The organism is Lysinibacillus sp. 1 U-2021 (genome assembly GCF_029916965.1).
GTDB classification, from domain to species: Bacteria; Bacillota; Bacilli; order Bacillales_A; family Planococcaceae; genus Lysinibacillus; species Lysinibacillus capsici.
On record NZ_CP123966.1, the window covers coordinates 4,417,387 to 4,437,628 of the forward strand.

Here is a 20,242-nt window from a genome sequence, read left to right on the forward strand (position 1 = left end):
CAAGTAGTATGTGCAAAAGAGATTATTATATGTACCAACCTCCATTTAATCGTACGATTTGTCCTGTCACATAATCAGCTTTACCAGACAAATAAAAACGTACCATTTCAGCCACATCCTTTGTTTGTCCAATGGAGCCTAGTGGGATATCGTCCAAAATGTATTGAAGCTCTTCTTGATTTAGATGGCTGTTCATTGAGGTATTTATAAAGCCAGGAGCAATAGCATTCACTCTAATCCGAGATAATGCCGCTTCTTTTGCATAGGATTTAACAAAAGCATGCTGCGCACCCTTAACAGTTGCATAAAGTGCCTCCCCCGCTGAGCCAGCCTCTCCCCAAATGGAACCTATAAATAGTACATAGCTCACTTTATGCTTGCGAAGTTTTCCAGAAAGTAAAGCTGTCAGTCTCATAGGATTTTGAACATGAACACGCCATAAAGCATCCATATCCTCCACTGTCGTATCTTCGAGCAAGGAATAATGGGCTTGTCCATTGGCAAAAACAATAGCCTGTACATTAAAAATTTGTGCAGCTACCATTTCTGCTCCATAAACAATTGAAAAATCCCCCTGTACAAGCATAAATTCTTGTGCAGGGAAATTTTCGGAAAGCTTTACACATAACCTCTGTGCCGCATTTTGATTGTTTGAATAATGTACATAGATGGACCAGCCATCCTCAGCTAAGCTTTGACAAATGGCATGACCGATATCACCTGATGCACCTAAAACAAGGGCAAATTTTTTCACTGTGCATCCTGCTTACTTGGCAGAATTTTAAAGACTGTTTGCTGTGTTTCACCTTGGATAGAAGCAAATGCTTTTTGTAAATCCTCCACGGTTAATGTCTCAAGTATTGGTACTACATCAAATAAATTCATGTCATTAAAGGAATATCGTGTGAATTGGTTTGCGATAAACTCGATCGAATTTAATGCACGTAGGAAGAATCCAATTTTTTTGCGTTTTATACGCTCCAAACCAGCACGATCAAATTGGCTATTTCCTTCATATTTTGTTAATTCGTCCATAATCGTTTTTGCCAATTTATCTGGCTCTGCTGAATCTGATCCGATCATGGCAAACCCAAAGCCATTTTCTAAAGTAAAATCAAAAGCATATGTCTCATCAATTAAACCTTCCTCGTAAACACGCTCATAAAAATCAGAGGTACGCCCAAAAATAAGTTCAAGTGCAATTTGAACCGACAACTCATGCTTTAACATATCCTGACCTGATAAATTAGTGTCTTTCGCTTTTAAACCTACATAAATTTTTGGTTTTTGAACATCCATATTTAATGTACGTTCTTTAATGGCTACCTCTGTTGGTTCTTTATCAAAGAAACGTTGAATTGGCGTTGGTTCTGGGAATTCTTTTTTACCCTGATTCTCACGAATAAACGTCATCATTTCTTCTGGTTCAACAGCACCAATCACAAATAACAACATATTCGAAGGATGATAAAACGTATTGTAGCACGTATATAAGTGCTCCGCTGTAATGCCATCAATCGATTCTATTGTACCTGCGATATCAATTTTTACAGGATGATGATGATACATATTTTCGATTGTGCCAAAGTATAGACGCCAGTCTGGTTGATCATCATACATTGTAATTTCTTGCCCAATAATTCCTTTTTCTTTATTGACAGTAGCTTCTGTAAAGTATGGTTCTTGGACAAAATTCAATAAAGTTTCTGTACTTTTATAAATATTGTCAGTAGATGAAAATAAATAAGCTGTACGCGTAAACGATGTAAATGCATTCGCAGAAGCACCATATTCGCTAAATTTTTGGAAAACGTCTCCATCCTCTTTTTCGAACATTTTATGCTCTAAAAAGTGTGCAATACCATCTGGTACAGAAATACTTTCTGTTTCACCAATTGGCACGAACGTACGATCGACAGAGCCGTACTTTGTTGTAAATGTAACAAATGTTTTAGAAAAGCCCTTTTTCGGCAATATATAAACATCTAAGCCATTGTCTAGTTTTTCATAATAAAGTGTTTCATCTAATTGTTTAAATTCTATTGTTTTCATTGTGCGGCTTGCTCCTTTCCACATAAGAAATAGACCGCTTCAAGCTGCACTTGCTTTGCCATTGCAACAACATCTTCTTTTGTCACAGCTTTCCACTTATTTGCCCAGGCCTGAACTGAGAATTCCTCAGGTAAATCCTTATATTGATCAAAAATTTCAATTTGACCTCGTGCCGAATCTAAGGATTCTTTTAGCTGATTTGTCAGCATAGCCTTTGTTTGCTCCAGCTCTAAATCTGTAATGTCTCCAGCCTGCATGACGGCAAGTTGTTCTTTAATTAAAGATAGCGCTTTTTCTTCATTTTTAGCTTCAATCCCAGATACAACAAATACAAGTCCATAATGCGAAGCATAGGAACTAGAAGCATAATAAGCAAGACTCTCTTTTTCACGAACATTCATAAACAACTTGGCATGTGGATAGCCACCAAAAATGCCATTAAAAATTTGCATCTTAGAGAAATCTGCATCACCAAATCTAACAGGTGTGCTAAAGCCAATATGAAGTTTACCTTGTTTCATTTCATGCTGTTCTCTTACATAATCATTGTCTGGATGTTGTTGTGGGAGTACTGCTGGAACTTCCTTAGGAGTACGATCCTTAAATGGTAGCGCTTTTTTTAATTTCGCAACAATTTCCTCTTCATTAATGTCTCCAGCTACATAAATATCGATTTTGTCGTTAGCTAGCATCGATTGATAAGCCTCAAATAATGAGGCAGTGGTAATCTTTTGAATTTCTTCGACACTACCATTCGCTGAAATTGATGCTGGCTCATTTGGTCTCAGGATTTGTTGTAGACGGAATTGAGCAAAGCGAGATTTATCATCAAAAATAGATTCAATACGTTGAATAACTGTCTTTTTCTCACGCTCTACAACGGATTCCTTAAAGACACCATTTTCTAGATTAGGCTCAAAAATAGCTGTATGCAATAAACCAAGGACTTCGTTTAAGACACTTGTATTCGCTAGATAATGATCATTAACAGTCTCTACATTCATAAGAACTGTATGCTCATTTCCACGCTTCGATGTATCAAAATACAAAACTGTACCATACAAGTCATCTAAAAAGCTTCGAAAAGCAGCAGTTGTCTTATATTTAGCATTACTGTGCTGCAGTACATTTGTTAATACTGTACGCTCTGATGCACTTTTAGCCGTTAATGCTCTTCTCCATTTAATTGAAAAATTTACGGTTTTAAATTGGGTCGTTTGTCGGATATGCAAATTGACACCTTTTGCAAAAGGTATTGTTTTAAACATATGAAACCCTCCTATCCTTCTTAATATAACGATGTACTACACATACTATACATGTCTATTGTCTATAATTGCAAAAGGAATCCAAAGTATGTATGGGAAAAATTAAAAATTTCGCCAATTATATAGAAAAAGGACTGAGCATAGCTTGCCCAGTCCCTTAAAATGCTTTTCTTAGCGTTTACCTTTAATATAAGGCTGTCCACTCGCTTTTGGAGCATTTGCTTTACCAATAAAGCCTGCTAAAGCAAGAATTGTTAACACATACGGTAAAATTTGTAGATACACTGCTGGAACATTTTCGATTAGCGGAATTTGATTCCCTGCAATACTTAATGTTTGTGCTAAACCGAAGAATAAGGCTGCACCTAGTGCTCCAATTGGATGCCACTTCCCGAAAATCATTGCAGCAATAGCCATGAAACCTTGACCAGCAATTGTTGCGTGTGAGAAGTCGTGTGTAATTGTTTGTGCATACACTGCACCACCAAGACCACCTAATGCCCCAGAAATCATCACGGCAATATAGCGCATTTTATTTACATTTATACCCATTGTATCTGCTGCCATTGGGTGTTCACCCACTGCACGCAAACGCAAGCCGAATGGTGTTTTATAAATGATAAACCATGCCCCGAATGCTACAGCAAACGCTAAAATAGATGTGCTATAAACATCATGGAACAGTAAACGACCGAAGAACGGAATATCCTCTAAGTAAGGAACACCAAAACGACGAATCGGTTGGTCTATCATATCTGTTTGACCTTTATCATAAATCATTTTTACTAAGAATACGGTTGCAGCTAAACCTAGTAGGTTAATAGCTACCCCTGATACCGTTTGATCGGCACGGAAAGAAATAGAAGCTACAGCATGGAAAAGTGAGAACACAGCACCAATCACAACAGCTGCTAGCATTGCTACCCAAACTGTTGCTGCCCCTAATGATGAAGCGAATTCTAAATTGACAAAAATACCAACAAAAGCACCGACAATCATTAAGCCTTCTAGCCCGATGTTGACAACACCAGAGCGTTCAGAGAATACCCCACCGATGGCCGTAAAAATCAAAGGTGTTGCATAAAGAATCGCTGAAGGGATGATGAAATATAACATTTCTAAAAAGCTCATGTTATTGTCCCTCCTTTTTCTTGCTCAGCTTTTGTAAGCCTACTCGAATAATATAGCCTGATGCAACGAAGAAGATAATCAATGCAATAATAATGGATACGATTTCTTCTGGAATACCCGCAGCATTTGGCATATTTAATGCACCATACTTTAAAGAACCAAAAAGGGATGCTCCAAACACTACCCCAAGTGGTGTATTGGCACCAAGTAACGCAACGGCGATACCGTCAAAACCAATTCCCGTAAAGCCAGGTTTAATGGATGCGTTTTGGAATGTCCCTAAAGCTTCCATCGCACCACCAAGACCTGCAAACATACCTGAAATCGTCATAGCTAAAATAATATTTTTATTAACACTCATACCTGCATAGTCAGCAGCATTTTTGTTAAAACCTACTGCTTTTAGCTCGTAGCCACGTGTTGTTTTTTCTAAAATGAACCACATCACAGCTACCATTAACAGTGCAACAATGATCCCATAGTGAAGACTTGAATTGTCTGTAAGCTCTCTTAAAAACGGAGAACGTAAAGAAGCTGACTCATGGATACGTTCTGTTTTAAAGCTGCCATCGGACAATTTTTTAATCACTGCATTTGCAATATAAAGTGCAGTGTAGTTCAGCATAATTGTCGCAATAACTTCGTGAACTTTAAATTTCGCTTTTAAGAAACCTGCAATAAAGGCCCAAAATGCACCAGCTGCAGCTGCTGCAAGCAATGCTAATGGTAAGTGAATGATTTTAGGAAGTTCAAACGCATAACCTACCCAAGCAGCGGCTAGCCAACCTAAAATTAGCTGACCTTCCACACCGATATTGAAGAGCCCTGTACGGAATGCAAATGCTACCGCAAGACCTGCTAAAATATATGGTGTAATTTGACGAATTGTGTTCCCGATTGAATATGAATCTCCAAAAATACCTGTCCAAAGAGCGATATAACCTTGCACTGGGTCATAGCCACTGACTACCATAACGATAGCCCCTACAATTAAACCGATAATGATAGAGATGATAGGAACGAGGATATTAATGACACGATTTGACATTAGTCGTTCCCCTCCTTCGCATCACGCTTTATATTTTTTTTACTTTGCCCTGCCATTAGTAAGCCTAGCTCTTGTTCAGTCGTTTCTTTCGGATTTAACTCATCGACAATTTGTCCATCATAGATAACAGCAATTCGATCCGAAACATTCATTACCTCATCTAATTCAAATGAGATTAATAAAACGGCTTTCCCTTTATCACGTTGCTCAATTAGACGAGAGTGAATGAATTCAATAGCTCCTACGTCAAGTCCACGTGTTGGTAGAGCAGCAATTAATAGATCAGGGTTACGGTCAATTTCACGACCAATAATTGCTTTTTGTTGGTTACCACCAGATAATGCACGAGCTGGTGTCATCTCTCCATTACCAGTACGCACATCATACTCTTTAATGATTTGGCGAGCTTTCTCTGACACCTTTTTATAGTCCATCACAAAGCCCTTCGCTATTGGAGATTGGTAATATGTTTGCAATGCAATATTATGACCAATTGGGAAATCTAAAACTAATCCATGCTTATGACGGTCTTGTGGAATATGTCCTACGCCTTCCTCTGTAATTTTACGAGGCTTCATGTTAGTAATATCTTTACCATTCAGCTTGACTTTACCACTTTTAATTTTGCGTAGACCTGTAATGGCTTCTATTAACTCGGATTGACCATTACCATCAATACCAGCAATACCTACGATTTCACCTTTACGAACATTTAAATTAAGACCTTTAACTTTATCAATATTTCGATAGTCTGTAACAACCAAGTTCTCAATTGCAAGCACTTCGTCAGTCGGTGTCGCATCCGTTTTTTCCGTTTTGAATTCAACCTGACGGCCAACCATCATTTCAGCAAGCTGATCAGGATTTGTGGCAGCGGTTACAACAGTGCCAATCCCTTCTCCCTTACGGATAATCGTCACTCGGTCTGAAACTTCCATAATTTCTTTTAGCTTATGCGTAATTAAAATAATGGATTTACCCTCTGCGATAAGACGGCGCATTATTTGAATTAATTCGGTAATTTCTTGCGGTGTTAATGATGCAGTTGGTTCATCAAAAATTAAAATTTCGGCACCACGATATAAGGTTTTTAATATTTCTACACGTTGTTGCATACCAACCGTGATATCCTCGATTTTGGCGTTCGGATCAACATCTAAACCATACTTTTCAGAAAGTGCTTGTACTTTCTTAGCCGCATCTTTTATATTCACAATTCCCATTTTAGTAGGCTCAGTGCCTAAAATGATATTTTCTGTTACCGTAAAGTTTTCTACCAACATAAAATGTTGATGCACCATGCCAATCCCTAAATCATTGGCAATATTCGGGTTTGTAATTTTTACAGCCTTCCCACGTACACGAATTTCGCCACCCTCTGGTTGATACAAACCAAAAAGGACGTTCATCAAAGTCGATTTACCTGCACCATTTTCACCTAGCAATGCATGAATCTCGCCTTGTTTCAGTTGGAGGGTGATATTATTATTCGCCACGAAATTACCGAATTCTTTACGGATTCCTAGCATTTCAATCACATAATCCAAATTTGTCACTCCCTTAATAGGCACTATTATTAAGTATTTTCATCTTAGCGTATAGTATCTGCTGCTACATGATGGATGGTACAGATAAGCCATACGTCCAGTAATAAATTTTCTACTAGAGGCTATATTTTATTACCGATTTAATATCCCACCTATAGAGGTAGATGTTTTGCTAAATTAATACAGGAAAGGTCATCGTTAGAAACCTTTCTTCTATTAACTTGTTACCATCATTATTCAAATCATAATTACTACCCCTATAAGGTTTCTATAAATCTAGCTAAATAGAGTATTGCGAATAATCTAAATATAACGATAGATTGAAAAATCATCATAAGGTCCTTCTAAGAGTCCCTTATGATGATCAAAAGATGAATTATTTTTCCACTTTTTCTGGAACTTTGATTTCACCCTTAGCAATTTTTTCTTTATATTCGTCGATTACTTTTTGTACATCTTCTGGAATCGCACCGCGAGAATCTGCAAGTTTAACGCCATCTTCAGCTAAACCGTAAACAAGTGTTTCTCCACCTGGGAAATCACCATTTTTCGCTCTATTTGAAATATCTACTACTGCTGTATTAACACCTTTTAACATAGAAGTTAATGTAACGTTTGTTTTATCGTCTACTTTACCCTCTTCGTATTGGTCAGCATCTACACCGATAACCCATACATCTGCATTTGGATCTTTCGCTTTACGCTCTTTTGCTTCAGAGAATACGCCGTTACCAGTTGCACCAGCAGCGTGGAAGATTACATCTACACCTGAAGAATACATGCTGTTCGCTGTAATTTTACCAAGATCCGCTTTATCAAACGCACCAGTATATTTTACTTGAATATCGATATCTGGGTTTACTGCTTTAGCCCCTTCAACGAAACCAGCGTGGAAACGGTTAATAACTGGAATATCAACGCCGCCTACGAAGCCGATTTTACCTGTTTTAGATGTTTTCGCTGCAGCAACACCTGCTAAGAAAGCACCTTCTTGCTCTTTGAACAGTACGTTTACTACGTTGTCTGCTTCTACTTCAGCATCGATTAATGCAAAGTGGTTATCTGGATTTTCAGAAGCAACTGCATCAATTGCATCAGCCATCATGAATCCGATACCAAATACTAAGTTAAAGTCACGACGAACTAAGTTGTTTAAGTTTGTTTCATAGTCAGCATCTGAAGCTGATTGTAGGTAGTCAAAACCACCATCACCTTTTGATAAATCGTGCTCTTTACCGTAAGCTTGTACACCTTCCCATGCAGATTGGTTGAATGATTTGTCATCAACGCCACCTACGTCAGTAACCATCGCTACTGAGAAAGCTTCTTCTGTGCTTTCGCCACCTGAAGCATTGTCATTTTCTTTCGCTGGCTTTTCGTCGTCTTTCGTACCACAAGCACCTAAAATAGCACTTGCCGCTAATACTGATGTTAATACTAAACCAAATTTACGTTTTTTCATTTAATTAACCCCCCAAAGGTATTGTAATTAGCAGGAAAAAATTTAGAAATGTTCTACACCCGTTTACGAACTACATGGAAGCTGAATTTATCAGCTCGGAAATAATTTTTTGAATAGAGCACTACTTGATCATGATCATCATAATGCAATTGCTTTAACACTAAAAGAGCTGTCTCACGTCCACAATTTAAAATCGGTGAGGCTTGTTCATGATACCCAACTGGATCAATATAGGTTACAGCATAAGCTACATGAATTTTGCCAGATTGCTCAAGTGCAGAGAACAGTGAAACTTCTTTTTTTTCGACAAAGTCAGTAGGCAGGAAGCTTGCAGGTAGCCTGTCTATGCAGTATACTACTGGCTCACCATCCGCTGTTCTGACACGTTCAATCGTGAGTATTTTATCGTCGCCATCACTTTGGAAGCGTTTTAAATCTTCCTCAGAAGGCACGTGCTCAGTCGCTTTTAAAAATCGCGAACCTGGCTCCATACCTGCTGTCTCGATCATAGAAGAAATACTAGATAGATGCTCGATGCCTGATGTAAACAACGGCTTCGGGTTAACAAAAGTCCCAACCCCATGTCGGCGCACAATCACATTTTCCTCTTCCAACAGTCGAAGTGCTTCTCTAAGTGTTGCTCGACTGACTCCTAGTGATTTCGATAATTCAAATTCTGAAGGCAGCTTTTCATTTTCTTTAAAAATGCCAGCCTCAATGTCAGATTTTAAACGATCGATTACTTGAAGATAGAGATGACGATGATCTGCTTTAATAGTCACATATATCACCACCAAAACTAGAGATCAGACATCTGATGTACAACATTCCTACTAATCGTTCATAAATATAACATTTTTGCAGAATGAAATAAACAGTTTTGAGTAAAATCTGTTATAGAATTCATTCTTTCTTTATTTTATCTGCAAATTTTTGGACAAAAATACAATTGCTCTCACCATTTTCGTCTTCATTTTTTGCTTAGTTATCGTATTGGTGAACAAGTACTTGACGAGGTTTACTACCCTCTGGAGGCCCAACAATACCGCGTTGCTCCATCTGATCAACAATACGTGCAGCTCTTGAATAACCAATACGGAAGCGACGTTGAAGCATAGAGACAGATGCTGTTTGCATATTGACAACTAATTGGACTGCTTCATCATATAAATCATCTGTTTCCTCTAAAATGGTTTCTTCTTCAGTAGGAATCATCTCCTCCTGATACTGAGCTTTTTGCTGTTCTATAACAAAATGAACGACTGCCTCCACTTCTTGATCTGATAAAAAGGCACCCTGCACCCTTTTTGGTTTAGAAGCTCCAGCAGGTAAAAATAACATATCACCTCGTCCTAATAATCGTTCAGCTCCACCCATGTCTAAAATTGTTCTTGAGTCAATCGCGGAAGAAACAGCAAAAGCAATTCTGGATGGAATATTTGCTTTAATGACACCTGTTAAAACATCTACACTTGGTCGTTGTGTGGCAATAATCAAATGAATGCCAGCTGCCCTTGCCATTTGCGCTAAACGTGTAATCGAATCCTCTACATCACTTGATGCGACCATCATCAAATCCGCTAACTCATCTACTATAACCACAATATAAGGTAGCTTTGGATGCTTTTCCTCTGTTTGATCATTCACCTTTTGGACATGTGCATTATAGCCCTCAATGTTTCTTGTACCTGTATGAGAAAACAAATCATAGCGACGTTCCATTTCAGATACCACTTTTTTCAGTGCCTGCGAAGCTTTACGTGCATCCGTTACGACAGGCGCTAATAAATGTGGAATCCCATTATAAACGTTTAATTCAACCATTTTTGGGTCTATCATCATGAGCTTCACTTCATGCGGTTTTGTACGCATTAGTATGGATACAACAATGCCATTTATACAAACACTTTTCCCACTACCTGTAGAACCAGCTACAAGTAAATGTGGCATTTTATTGAGCTCTGCTAATACAGCTTGTCCTGTAATATCACGACCAAATGCTACTTGTAATAATGCCTCAGGCTTAGCACCATCTTTCGATTCTAATACCTCACGAAGTGTTACAATAGCGACCTCACTATTAGGTACTTCTATACCAATCGCAGATTTCCCAGGAATTGGTGCTTCCATACGAATATCTTTAGCTGCCAATGCTAATGCAAGATCATCTTGCAAATTGACAATTTTGCTTACTTTCACACCGATATCTGGTAAAATCTCGTATTTCGTAACAGCAGGACCTAAATGCACCTGTGTCACCTTTGCCTTTACGCCAAAGCTTTGTAATGTCTGCTCAAGCTTTTTGGCATTTGCCTGAATCACTGAATATTCACCACTTTGATCATGTTGTGGTGGTAATTGTAATAAATTATATGATGGGAGCTGATAATCAGCATTTTCTACTGCATCTGTACCCTGAATCTGGACATCATCCGTTGCTTCTTCTAGTTCATTTTCCACCAAGTGAGTTGTATCCAACACTTCTCTTTCCTGTGAAACATTCTGTGTAAACGCAGAAATAATCGGTTCATGTGGTATTTCTTCTTCTTGTTCAGGCATATCTATAGATTGATTAACGGCTGCTACTTCATCTCCACTCTCTACCCTTGAACGACGATTATTTGGTTTTTTCGGTGTATTTTTTTTCTTATCACGATGCTTTTTTTTCCATTTACCAAATATATCTGGCGTTTTTTCTGCTAAATAAGGCACTAATGCTTTACCAGTGACAAGAATTAAACCGATAAAGAAAATAACCCAAGCAACAACTTTTGCCCCTGAGGCTTCAAACAACACATGAAGCCCGCTAAAGAGTAGGGCACCAACCATGCCACCCCCCAAAGCATTACTACGATGAATGATACCATCTGTATTAATCAAAATTCGCCATGATTCACGTAGTACAGAATCAGATAGCAGACCACCTGATTTGGATAGTTGTTCAAATAATATGCCATGGCTAAAAATCGTTAAGCTCGAAACAATGAGGAACATGCCCAGTATTAATCGATCCTTTATCCCAACTTTTTTACGACCAATCATCATTAACAATGCAACAAATATAAGCATAAATGGAACAGCAAAATGTAAATTACCAAAAAGGAACATGGCGATTGTTTGTAGAATCCGCCCGATCATGCCGTATTCAAAAATCATAATGACTGCTAATGCAATTAAGAGCAACCCTAAAATTTCGTACATAAGCGGATGCATTTCTTTTTTTTCAGTTGTCGTTTTACTTTTAGTAACTTTTTTTCTCTTACTAACTGCCATCTAATTCACCTTCTTCTGCAATCCATTCTATATATGTAGCGAATCATCACATGTAGAACTTGAATATTTCAAAAAAAGGATTTTCCACCGCAATTGGGAGAAAATCCTTTTTCATTTATTTTTTCCTCAAAGCATATACGATGAGCTTGTTCAATTAATATTCCATAATTATAGGAATAATCATTGGGCGACGTTTTGTTTTTTGGAATAAATACGTATTTAGCGTATCTCTAATTTCTTGTTTAATGTTCGTCCATTCAAAGGTTTCTTTCCCAACGTACTTTTCAATCACATTCCTCGCAATGTCAGAAGCCTCAATCATTAATTCCTCTGATTCTCGTACATAGACAAAGCCTCGTGATAAAATTTCTGGCCCAGAGGCAATTTTCTTTTGTGCTCGATTTAATGTTACCACCACAATGAAAATACCATCCTGCGATAATAATTTACGGTCACGAAGGACAATATTACCTACATCGCCTACACCAATACCGTCAATTAAGACATTACCAGCTTGTACACGACCACTCATGCGCATTTTATTATTTTTATATTCTACGATATCCCCTTTATCCGCGATAAAAATTTGGGATTTTTGCATACCTAGCTGTTGTGCTAATTTAGAGTGCGCAATTAGCATACGGTATTCTCCTTGTACAGGAATAAAATACTTTGGCTGCATTAAGTTTAGCATCAGCTTTAAATCTTCTTGGCTACCATGTCCTGAAACATGGACATTTTTGCTAGAAGTCAAAATTTCAGCGCCTGCTTTTGACATTGAGTTCATTGTATTCGCCATTTGAACTTCCATGCCAGGAGAAGGTGTAAACGTAATTAGTACCGTATCACCTTGTTTAATTTTAATATCACGATGGTGCTTACGGACAATTTTTTCTAAAGCATCGAGAGGCTCTCCTCTGTTGCCTGTTGCAATAATGATAATTTCATCATCTTGATATTTTTGCATTTCCGAGATCGGAATAATTGTATCTTCTTCGACTGTTAAATAACCAAGCTGTACGCCTAAATCAACTGCCTTTTCCAATGGTTTGCCTACAATTACAACCTTACGGAATGATTTCTGAGCTTGAGCAAATACTTGTTGAATTCGAATAAAATTCGATGCGTAAACAGCTACTAAAATACGACCTGGTGCTGAGTGGAATGTTTTTGATAATTGTTCTTCAATGACAATCTCTGATGTCGTATATCCTGGTCGCTCAGCTTCGCAAGACTCAGATAATAGAATGAAAACGCCATCTTCACCTAGCTGTGCCATTTTTGCTAAATCAGGTTTAAATTTACCTGTCGCTGACTGATCGAATTTAAACTCTCCTGTATGAACAATCGCGCCTTCAGATGTATGGAACACTACCCCTAACGAATCGGGAATACTATGTGTTGTGTGGAAGAATGTTACATACGTTGAGTTAAAATTCATACGACTACGGTTTGTTACTTCAAAAAACTTTACTTGATGTGGTGCAGGTAATTCTTTTAAATGTTCCTTTGCTAATGCAATAGTTAATTTCGATCCGTACACAGGTGCCTTTATTTTTTGTAATACATAGGCAATAGAGCCAATTGCATCTTCATGACCATGTGTTAAGAAAATACCTTTCACACGTTCTTTATTTTCTTCTAAGTAAGTAATGTCAGGAATCACGATATCTATACCTAGCATTTCATCTTCTGGGAACATTAAGCCGCTATCCACCACAAATAGCTCTTCATCAATTTCTACTACGTACATGGCTTTCCCAATTTCGCCTACACCACCAAGAGGGATGATGCGGATTAATTCATTTTTCTTTTTTGTCAATTTATTTCCTCCTAAAAAATATCCCGAACAGCAACCACTTAACATTTATTATACGGTTTGCAAAGCTTTTGCACAAATTAAAAATACATGTTTCACGTTGGAAATAGATTTTCCTGCTATTTGCTTATTACTAGCAGATGGAAAACAAATATTGGCTATCCTGTATAAATAGAGCTAAATAAGTATTTGTAAGGACGAGGAGTTACAAATTTGGTACATACTTTTTATTTTATAAAATATAAAAAACGAGGCTGAAATGCTATCAGCCTCGCTGCTATTTATCTAAAACTTTTCGCTTTTTCTTGATACGTATCCCAAATTCGATCAAAATTAGCTTTCTCTTCATCTGTCATTTCCATCATTGGCAAACGAACATTGAGTGTATCAAATCCTAATTTTGTCATCGCATATTTAATCGGTGAAGGGTTGGGCTGAGCGAACAGCGCACGTACTAAAGGTAATAAGGCTCGGTGAATTTGGGCTGCTAGCTTATGATTTCCTTCTTCAAACGCTTTAATCATTAATTGCATATCATTGCCTACCACATGGGCAGCTACAGAAATAACACCTGCTCCGCCAATGGCCATTAGTGGGAGTGTTAAACCATCGTCCCCACTATACACTAAGAAATCATCAGCTGGATCAACATTCTCAATAACATCACCCATCTGATCTAAGTTACCGCTCGCTTCCTTAATCCAAGCAATATTAGGAATCTTGCTTAATGCAACAGAAGTTTCATAGGCAACATTGACCCCAGTACGCCCTGGAACATTATAAAGCATAACAGGGAGACTCGTTTGTTTAGCAATGGTTTCAAAGTGAGCATAAATCCCACGTTGATTTGGCTTATTATAGTAGGGAGCTACAAGCATAATGCCGTCCGCTCCATTTTCTTCTGCCTTATGTGTCATTGCGATAGAGTAAGCTGTTTCATTATCCCCAGTACCTGCAATAACTGGTACGCGTCCTGCTACTTTCTCAACTGTAAAGCGTACAACTTCAATTTTCTCTTCTGTAGACATAGTTGGGTTTTCAGAAGTCGTACCACAAGCAACAATACAATCAGTACCATTGTCTATTAAATGATTAATAATACGTTCTAGTTCTGGATAATTAATCGTGCCATCATTTTTGAACGGCGTAATCATTGCCGTTCCAATTCGACCTAAATTCATCCTTACACCCCTCTTATAGTAAGTTATCCTCAAGCATTGCTTCTGCAATTTGGATAGAGTTTAATGCGGCGCCTTTTAATAAATTGTCAGAAACGATCCATAGATGGAACCCTTTGCTGTTGTCTAAATCTTGACGGATACGTCCTACAAAAGTAGCGTCTTCCCCTTCTGCATAAATAGGCATTGGGTAAGTTTGTGTTGCAATATCATCTTGTAATACCACACCTGGTGCGTTGCGTAATACTTCGAAAATCTCTTGGATTGACGCGTCCTTCTCTACCTCAATATAAACAGATTCAGAGTGACCTGAAACGACTGGCACACGAACACAAGTAGCAGCTACTTTTAGCTCTGGTGCATGCATGATTTTTTTCGTCTCATTAATCATTTTCATTTCTTCGTATGTAAATCCATTATCTGTGAATTTATCGATTTGTGGAATGACATTACGAGCAATTGGGTAATGACGTTTATCACTACCAGACGGTAAAATATTTGCTTCTACATCTTTACCTGCATCCCAGTTTTCGCTTTGTGCCTTTAATTCTTGGATCGCAGAAATCCCCGCACCTGATACTGCCTGATAAGTTGAAACGATTACCTTTGTTAAACCAAATGCATGACGAATTGGTTCAAGTGCAGCTACCATTTGAATTGTCGAGCAGTTTGGATTCGCAATAATTCCCTTATGCTTCGCTAAGTCGCCTCTATTCACTTCAGGCACGACAAGCGGTACCTCTGGATCCATACGAAAATGGCTCGTATTATCAATAACTACTGCACCCCGCTTAGCTGCTTCTGGTGCAAGCACAGCTGATACTGAACCACCAGCTGAGAATAAAGCGACATTGACGCCTTCGAAAGCCTCAGGTGTCGCTTCTTCAATTGTATATGTTTCCCCATCAAATTCGATTGATTTTCCTGCTGAACGAGCAGAAGCTAGAAATTTAATATGTCCAATCGGAAATTTACGTTTAATCAACTGCTCCATCATTTTCGATCCTACTGCACCTGTTGCCCCAACAACCGCAACTGTTAACTGCTTTGTCATCTGTCATCTCTCCTTGAATACATGTTCCATAATGTGTGCTATTGTATCACAAAAATACTGAAAATTGTGTGTAATCTCTTATTTATTTGAAATATTGTATCAACAGCGGTTGTAATTGCTTTTTCTGCGTAATTGCTGCATGAACAGTATCCACCATTTGCTCAAAATCAGCAATTAAAGAATTTGGTTTGGAGTGAGGGGCATCCTGACCAAAGGGAATAAAATATATATTTTTGGCATTTAACAGCTTCATAATATTTATGCCATTTAAGCCTAGTGCATCGTTTGTGGAAATACCTAAAACTACAGGTGAACCATTACGCAAAGTTGCCTTTGCTGCCATTAACACAGGACTATCTGTTGCTGCATTAGCAAATTTACTGATGCTATTGCCTGTCATGGGGGCAATGACCATTGCATCTAATGGATTGGATGGACCAAATGGCTCTGCCTCTTTTATAGAAGAAATAACTTTTTCTCCTGTCAAAGCTTCTATTTTGGCAATCCACTCTTCACCTGTACCAAAGCGTGTAGCTGCATGTAAAACGGAATGGGTAATGATTGGAATTACTGTTGCTCCGACATCAATAAAATTTTGGATTTTAGGTACTACATCTTCATACGTACAATGAGAAGCAGTAATACCTAAGCCAATTCGTTTCCCCGTTAACAATTTTCTTCCTCCTCTATTGCCTTGCACAATATTGTAGCTGCATCATGTGCAAAGTATTTCCCAGGTAATGATGGCAATAGTACATATGTTTGTAATTGATCAGAATCTATATCTAAACATCCTGGCTCTGAAGCCAAGTCATATAAAACAGTTGGAACATGCTCTATAAATGATTCTGTGATCCATTTAGCAGGAATTGTATTAATAAAAATGCCATCTGTAATAGACCATTGACGATCATCTAAATTCGTGGCTTTATAACCATATGCTTTTGCTTCACTCACTTGTACAACTGAACGTGCAACAATATGAACATTTGCACCCATCTTAACTAGTAAAGAGGCGAGCATTTTTGCGATACGACCAAAACCTGCGATTGTGAAATTTTGTCCGTAAATACATTTTTGCTCGAGTCCGTAAAATGTGGCGATAAATCCCTCCGCTGTTAATCGAGCATTTTGCCAAATAAATGATTCTTGTTGTAAATAGCAAATAGATTCATTTTTCTCTAGTAATTGCTTCCAATGCATTGTTAATCGACCTGTATAAAATTTCACTTGTGATATACCATAGAGCTGCTCAACTTCTATTTTTAATGGAAGAATAGGTAATACAATTTTATTAGGCTGGAATTCTAAAACAAGTTTATTTAACTCTTCGTTCCATACGGTCGTTCTTTTATAAAACACTGTTCTCGATGGACTTCTTAGCATTGTAGCTAGTTCCTTTAATCGGGAGTCCTCACCGATAACAAGCCATTTTTCGTTTTCCAAAAGCTCACCTCACTGTAAATATTCTGACTGTACTGTAGATGTCTTATTAAATAAAATACGATCTTCACCAATTAAAATAATTTCATGCCAAGGTATCATTTCACTAACTTTCATTTTCTTTTTTTGGAATGGTAGTTTATCTTTTACAATTTCAAAACCATGTATTTTCCCTGTTTGCACATCTAATAGGCATTCTGTATGTGCCAGGATGCCAAAATGTACGCCACCCTCAATTTGAATTAACTCCTTATCCACCATCTCAGATAGTAACATGCCTCATCTCCCTCCTTGAGCCGTTACCTCAATATATGCCGACTTTTTGCAAATCGTGACCCCTACCAAAAGTACGAATATGTTGCATTTTCATCGCTATCTGTATATAGTGTATATATACAGTTATAAGAGGTGATGATTTGTGCATATCCATTTAAGTAATGCGAGTGAAAAACCTATTTATGAGCAAATCACCATACAGCTCAAGGAGGCTATTTTAGCTAATAAATTACAGGCAGGTGATGCACTACCTTCTATCCGCGCTTTAGCAAAGGATTTAAAAATAAGTGTGATGACCACTAAACGTGCCTATGCTGATTTAGAGCGAGATGGTTTCATTGAAACAGTCGCTGGTAAAGGGAGCTTTGTCACAGAACGAAATCAAGACTTTCTACGCGAGGAGCTATTACGGCAGGTAGAGGGGCACTTGCAAAAGGCAGCAAAAATAGCGAAAACCGCTGGACTTTCTAGTGAAGAATTACAAGAACTACTATCTTTAATGTTAGAGGAGGATAAGTAATATGAATGCCATTGAAATTCATGATTTACATAAGGGCTTTGAAGGCTTTTTTCTAAAAGATATAAGTTTTTCTGTCCCTCAAGGCACTGTAATGGGATTTGTTGGAGAAAACGGGGCTGGCAAATCAACTACGATAAAATGCATGCTGAATTTACTAAAAAAGGAATATGGCGAAATTTTGCTATTTGGCAAAGATCATGTCGAACACGAACTATCGATAAAAAACGACATCGGCGTTGTATTTGACGATTTACATGTACCAGAAACGCTAAATGCGACGCAACTCGACAAAATCATGAGAAAAGTATTTCAAACATGGGATTCAGACTATTATTTTGAAAGATTGGCTCAATTTAAGGTACCAAAGAGGAAGAAGATTAAGGAACTTTCACGAGGAATGAGGATGAAGCTATCAATTGCCTTAGCATTGGCACATCATCCAAAATTATTGATTTTAGATGAGCCCACAAGTGGTTTAGACCCTATTATTCGGGATGAAATTCTGGATTTATTTTTAGCATTTATGCAGGATGAAACCCACAGCATTTTATTTTCTTCGCACATTACAAGCGATTTAGAAAAAATTGCTGACTATATTACATTAATTCATAATGGTGAGATTTTATTGAGCGAGAGTAAAGATGCTTTATTATATGAATATGGTATTTTCAAAGGTAACAATGAGGAAGTAAACGACTTGCCAGAGCATGCTATTCTGAGAACCCGTCCTGGTGCATTTGGAATAGAAGCACTAGTTCTGAAAAATGAAGTAAATGAGGCTTTCAGACTTGAAAGACCTTCTATTGAAGATATTATGCTATTTTTCGTGAAAGGTAGTGTTTAAATATGGTAGGACTTATCCTAAAAGATTTAATGACCATTCAACGACAAATGAAAGCACAAGCATTTGTTCTTGTATTTCTTCTTGTGATGGCGATTTTTATGCAGCAAAGCGCAATGCTTCTAGCTGTTATTGTTTTTATTGTTACGATACAAGCGATAACTGCGCTTAGCTACGATGAACACAGTAAGTGGGATAAATACGCTAATACTTTACCAATTCCTAAAACGGATATCGTTTTAAGTAAATATATACTTAGTGTGATGTTAATGATTATCGGCCTTGTTATGGCATTACCTATCCTATTTTTCATCAATTTTTTTACCAATAACGACATTACTTCAGAATTTTTCCTAACGTTTAATTTGATCGTAACATCGGCGCTCTGTTTATTAGCCGTATTACTACCTATCTATATTAAATTTGGCTCTATTAAAGGAAGAATAGTCCTCATTGCGTTTTGTTTTATCCCTGGCTTCTTAACGGGGATGTTTAAAGAATATATCCCTGATATGACTCAAACCTTTTTATATTTAAAGCAATATGTCTATTTAGCACCTTTGGGCGGACTTATACTGCTCTGCCTCTCCTCTCTTGTTTCTACTGCTATTTATAAAAGAAAAGAGTTTTAGGAGGGATCCCATGCGAGCACTGTTGTTACAAAGAATCGTCGTACAAAAATGGACTATTCTTTTTACAATGACGATATGTTTACTTCTTCATTTTGTTCATTTACCTTTTGTAGATAGTCCTTCTATCGGATTATTTGTTGTCGTAATTTCAGCCAACATCGTAGATAATATATATAGAGGCGACCGTCAAGTAAAGTGGACAATGTATGTCAATACGCTACCTCTATCAAAGAAAAAACAATTGCAATCCGATTTTTTATTTTGCTATGGCCTTATTGCATTGCTCTTTATTGTCCTTGCGCCTATGTATTTCTCACAACCTGATGCATCTGAAAATTTTATAGAGCATCTTGCTATGTACTGTGCCTATATAAGTAGCGCTTCTTTCCTCATCTGTAGTCAATTTTATATTCAGCATCTTGATGAAATAGAGAGAATGCGAACGGTTAGAATGCTTACAGCTATTGTGCTTATCATTCTGCTAAATTTTGTTATTCATTATTATTTATCACTAGTAGCTGCAAATTTAATTATCTTATTCATACCAACACTGGTTAGTATCCTCATCACTTTTCTTGTGTTTCACAAATGTCTTTATTTATATATGGCAAAGGAAGTTTGCTAAACATTCATTAAAAATAGGAAATGGATTCCCATTGCAGGCTACTTGCTTTCCTATGGGCATATGCAGGGCCGCT

General features: G+C 37.6%; 19 protein-coding genes. 4 read left to right on the forward strand and 15 right to left on the reverse strand.

From position 1 onward, the window contains the following. Positions 1–25 precede the first annotated feature (25 nt). From ymfI to QH639_RS23600, 15 genes are all read right to left on the reverse strand, one after another. On the reverse strand, positions 26–754 hold the full coding sequence (gene ymfI / locus QH639_RS23530) for an elongation factor P 5-aminopentanone reductase (protein ID WP_131521865.1): 729 nt from the start codon (positions 752–754) through the stop codon (positions 26–28). Then, positions 751–2,052: an EF-P 5-aminopentanol modification-associated protein YfmH gene (gene yfmH / locus QH639_RS23535; RefSeq protein ID WP_131521866.1), complete on the reverse strand. Its 1,302-nt coding sequence runs from the start codon at positions 2,050–2,052 to the stop codon at positions 751–753. Before yfmH ends, ymfI begins: the two co-directional genes overlap by 4 nt. Continuing rightward, a complete protein-coding gene (yfmF, locus tag QH639_RS23540) occupies positions 2,049–3,320 on the reverse strand; it encodes an EF-P 5-aminopentanol modification-associated protein YfmF (RefSeq protein WP_131521867.1) in 1,272 nt (423 codons plus the stop codon). The genes yfmH and yfmF overlap by 4 nt, the downstream gene beginning before the upstream one ends. Before the next feature lie 171 nt (positions 3,321–3,491). After that, positions 3,492–4,451, reverse strand: a complete 960-nt coding sequence (locus QH639_RS23545) for an ABC transporter permease (RefSeq protein WP_048391533.1) — start codon at positions 4,449–4,451, stop codon at positions 3,492–3,494. Between the two features lies 1 nt (position 4,452). Then, positions 4,453–5,499: an ABC transporter permease gene (locus QH639_RS23550; RefSeq protein WP_131521868.1), complete on the reverse strand. Its 1,047-nt coding sequence runs from the start codon at positions 5,497–5,499 to the stop codon at positions 4,453–4,455. After that, complete coding sequence (locus QH639_RS23555; RefSeq protein ID WP_054550535.1) at positions 5,499–7,046, reverse strand: ABC transporter ATP-binding protein; 1,548 nt, start codon at positions 7,044–7,046, stop codon at positions 5,499–5,501. Before QH639_RS23555 ends, QH639_RS23550 begins: the two co-directional genes overlap by 1 nt. 376 nt (positions 7,047–7,422) lie before the next feature. Further along, complete coding sequence (locus QH639_RS23560) at positions 7,423–8,508, reverse strand: BMP family lipoprotein (protein WP_048391537.1); 1,086 nt, start codon at positions 8,506–8,508, stop codon at positions 7,423–7,425. Positions 8,509–8,561: 53 nt separating this feature from the next. Then, positions 8,562–9,290, reverse strand: coding sequence for a GntR family transcriptional regulator (locus tag QH639_RS23565; RefSeq protein WP_131521869.1), 729 nt, complete (start codon positions 9,288–9,290; stop codon positions 8,562–8,564). Between the two features lie 199 nt (positions 9,291–9,489). Further along, entirely contained in the window at positions 9,490–11,781 is a 2,292-nt protein-coding gene (locus QH639_RS23570; protein WP_131521870.1) for an FtsK/SpoIIIE family DNA translocase, read from the reverse strand. Positions 11,782–11,935: 154 nt separating this feature from the next. After that, on the reverse strand, positions 11,936–13,603 hold the full coding sequence (locus tag QH639_RS23575) for a ribonuclease J (protein ID WP_048391543.1): 1,668 nt from the start codon (positions 13,601–13,603) through the stop codon (positions 11,936–11,938). A gap of 278 nt (positions 13,604–13,881) precedes the next feature. Continuing rightward, positions 13,882–14,781, reverse strand: coding sequence for a 4-hydroxy-tetrahydrodipicolinate synthase (gene dapA, locus QH639_RS23580; protein WP_048391545.1), 900 nt, complete (start codon positions 14,779–14,781; stop codon positions 13,882–13,884). A gap of 13 nt (positions 14,782–14,794) precedes the next feature. Continuing rightward, positions 14,795–15,832: an aspartate-semialdehyde dehydrogenase gene (locus tag QH639_RS23585; protein ID WP_131521871.1), complete on the reverse strand. Its 1,038-nt coding sequence runs from the start codon at positions 15,830–15,832 to the stop codon at positions 14,795–14,797. An 82-nt stretch (positions 15,833–15,914) separates the two neighbouring features. Then, positions 15,915–16,505 (reverse strand): dipicolinate synthase subunit B, encoded by a 591-nt coding sequence (locus QH639_RS23590; RefSeq protein ID WP_004224962.1) that lies wholly within the window; start codon positions 16,503–16,505, stop codon positions 15,915–15,917. Further along, entirely contained in the window at positions 16,499–17,278 is a 780-nt protein-coding gene (locus QH639_RS23595; protein ID WP_004224963.1) for an NAD(P)-dependent oxidoreductase, read from the reverse strand. Before QH639_RS23595 ends, QH639_RS23590 begins: the two co-directional genes overlap by 7 nt. A 9-nt stretch (positions 17,279–17,287) precedes the next feature. Beyond that, on the reverse strand, positions 17,288–17,551 hold the full coding sequence (locus tag QH639_RS23600) for a YlmC/YmxH family sporulation protein (protein ID WP_004224966.1): 264 nt from the start codon (positions 17,549–17,551) through the stop codon (positions 17,288–17,290). Between the two features lie 142 nt (positions 17,552–17,693). On the opposite strand from QH639_RS23600, the gene QH639_RS23605 reads away from it, so the two are divergent. The 4 genes from QH639_RS23605 to QH639_RS23620 are packed head-to-tail and all read left to right on the forward strand — an operon-like array spanning position 17,694 to position 20,169. Beyond that, positions 17,694–18,071, forward strand: a complete 378-nt coding sequence (locus QH639_RS23605) for a GntR family transcriptional regulator (protein ID WP_004224968.1) — start codon at positions 17,694–17,696, stop codon at positions 18,069–18,071. Position 18,072: 1 nt separating this feature from the next. After that, the gene (locus tag QH639_RS23610) at positions 18,073–18,915 is read left to right on the forward strand and encodes an ABC transporter ATP-binding protein (protein WP_131521872.1); all 843 of its coding nucleotides are present in this window, start codon (positions 18,073–18,075) and stop codon (positions 18,913–18,915) included. Between the two features lie 2 nt (positions 18,916–18,917). After that, on the forward strand, positions 18,918–19,544 hold the full coding sequence (locus QH639_RS23615) for an ABC-2 transporter permease (protein WP_131521873.1): 627 nt from the start codon (positions 18,918–18,920) through the stop codon (positions 19,542–19,544). Positions 19,545–19,554: 10 nt separating this feature from the next. Continuing rightward, the gene (locus tag QH639_RS23620) at positions 19,555–20,169 is read left to right on the forward strand and encodes an ABC-2 transporter permease (protein WP_131521874.1); all 615 of its coding nucleotides are present in this window, start codon (positions 19,555–19,557) and stop codon (positions 20,167–20,169) included. The last annotated feature ends 73 nt before the right edge of the window (positions 20,170–20,242 follow it).

Coding starts and splice junctions, on each gene's coding strand:
- yfmH (WP_131521866.1), bottom strand. CDS start 2,052: ATGAAAACAATAGAATTTAAACAATTAGATGAAACACTTTATTATGAA.
- yfmF (WP_131521867.1), bottom strand. CDS start 3,320: ATGTTTAAAACAATACCTTTTGCAAAAGGTGTCAATTTGCATATCCGA.
- QH639_RS23545 (WP_048391533.1), bottom strand. CDS start 4,451: ATGAGCTTTTTAGAAATGTTATATTTCATCATCCCTTCAGCGATTCTT.
- QH639_RS23550 (WP_131521868.1), bottom strand. CDS start 5,499: ATGTCAAATCGTGTCATTAATATCCTCGTTCCTATCATCTCTATCATT.
- QH639_RS23560 (WP_048391537.1), bottom strand. CDS start 8,508: ATGAAAAAACGTAAATTTGGTTTAGTATTAACATCAGTATTAGCGGCA.
- QH639_RS23570 (WP_131521870.1), bottom strand. CDS start 11,781: ATGGCAGTTAGTAAGAGAAAAAAAGTTACTAAAAGTAAAACGACAACT.
- dapA (WP_048391545.1), bottom strand. CDS start 14,781: ATGAATTTAGGTCGAATTGGAACGGCAATGATTACGCCGTTCAAAAAT.
- QH639_RS23585 (WP_131521871.1), bottom strand. CDS start 15,832: ATGACAAAGCAGTTAACAGTTGCGGTTGTTGGGGCAACAGGTGCAGTA.
- QH639_RS23600 (WP_004224966.1), bottom strand. CDS start 17,551: ATGTTACTATCTGAGATGGTGGATAAGGAGTTAATTCAAATTGAGGGT.
- QH639_RS23610 (WP_131521872.1), top strand. CDS start 18,073: ATGAATGCCATTGAAATTCATGATTTACATAAGGGCTTTGAAGGCTTT.
- QH639_RS23615 (WP_131521873.1), top strand. CDS start 18,918: ATGGTAGGACTTATCCTAAAAGATTTAATGACCATTCAACGACAAATG.
- QH639_RS23620 (WP_131521874.1), top strand. CDS start 19,555: ATGCGAGCACTGTTGTTACAAAGAATCGTCGTACAAAAATGGACTATT.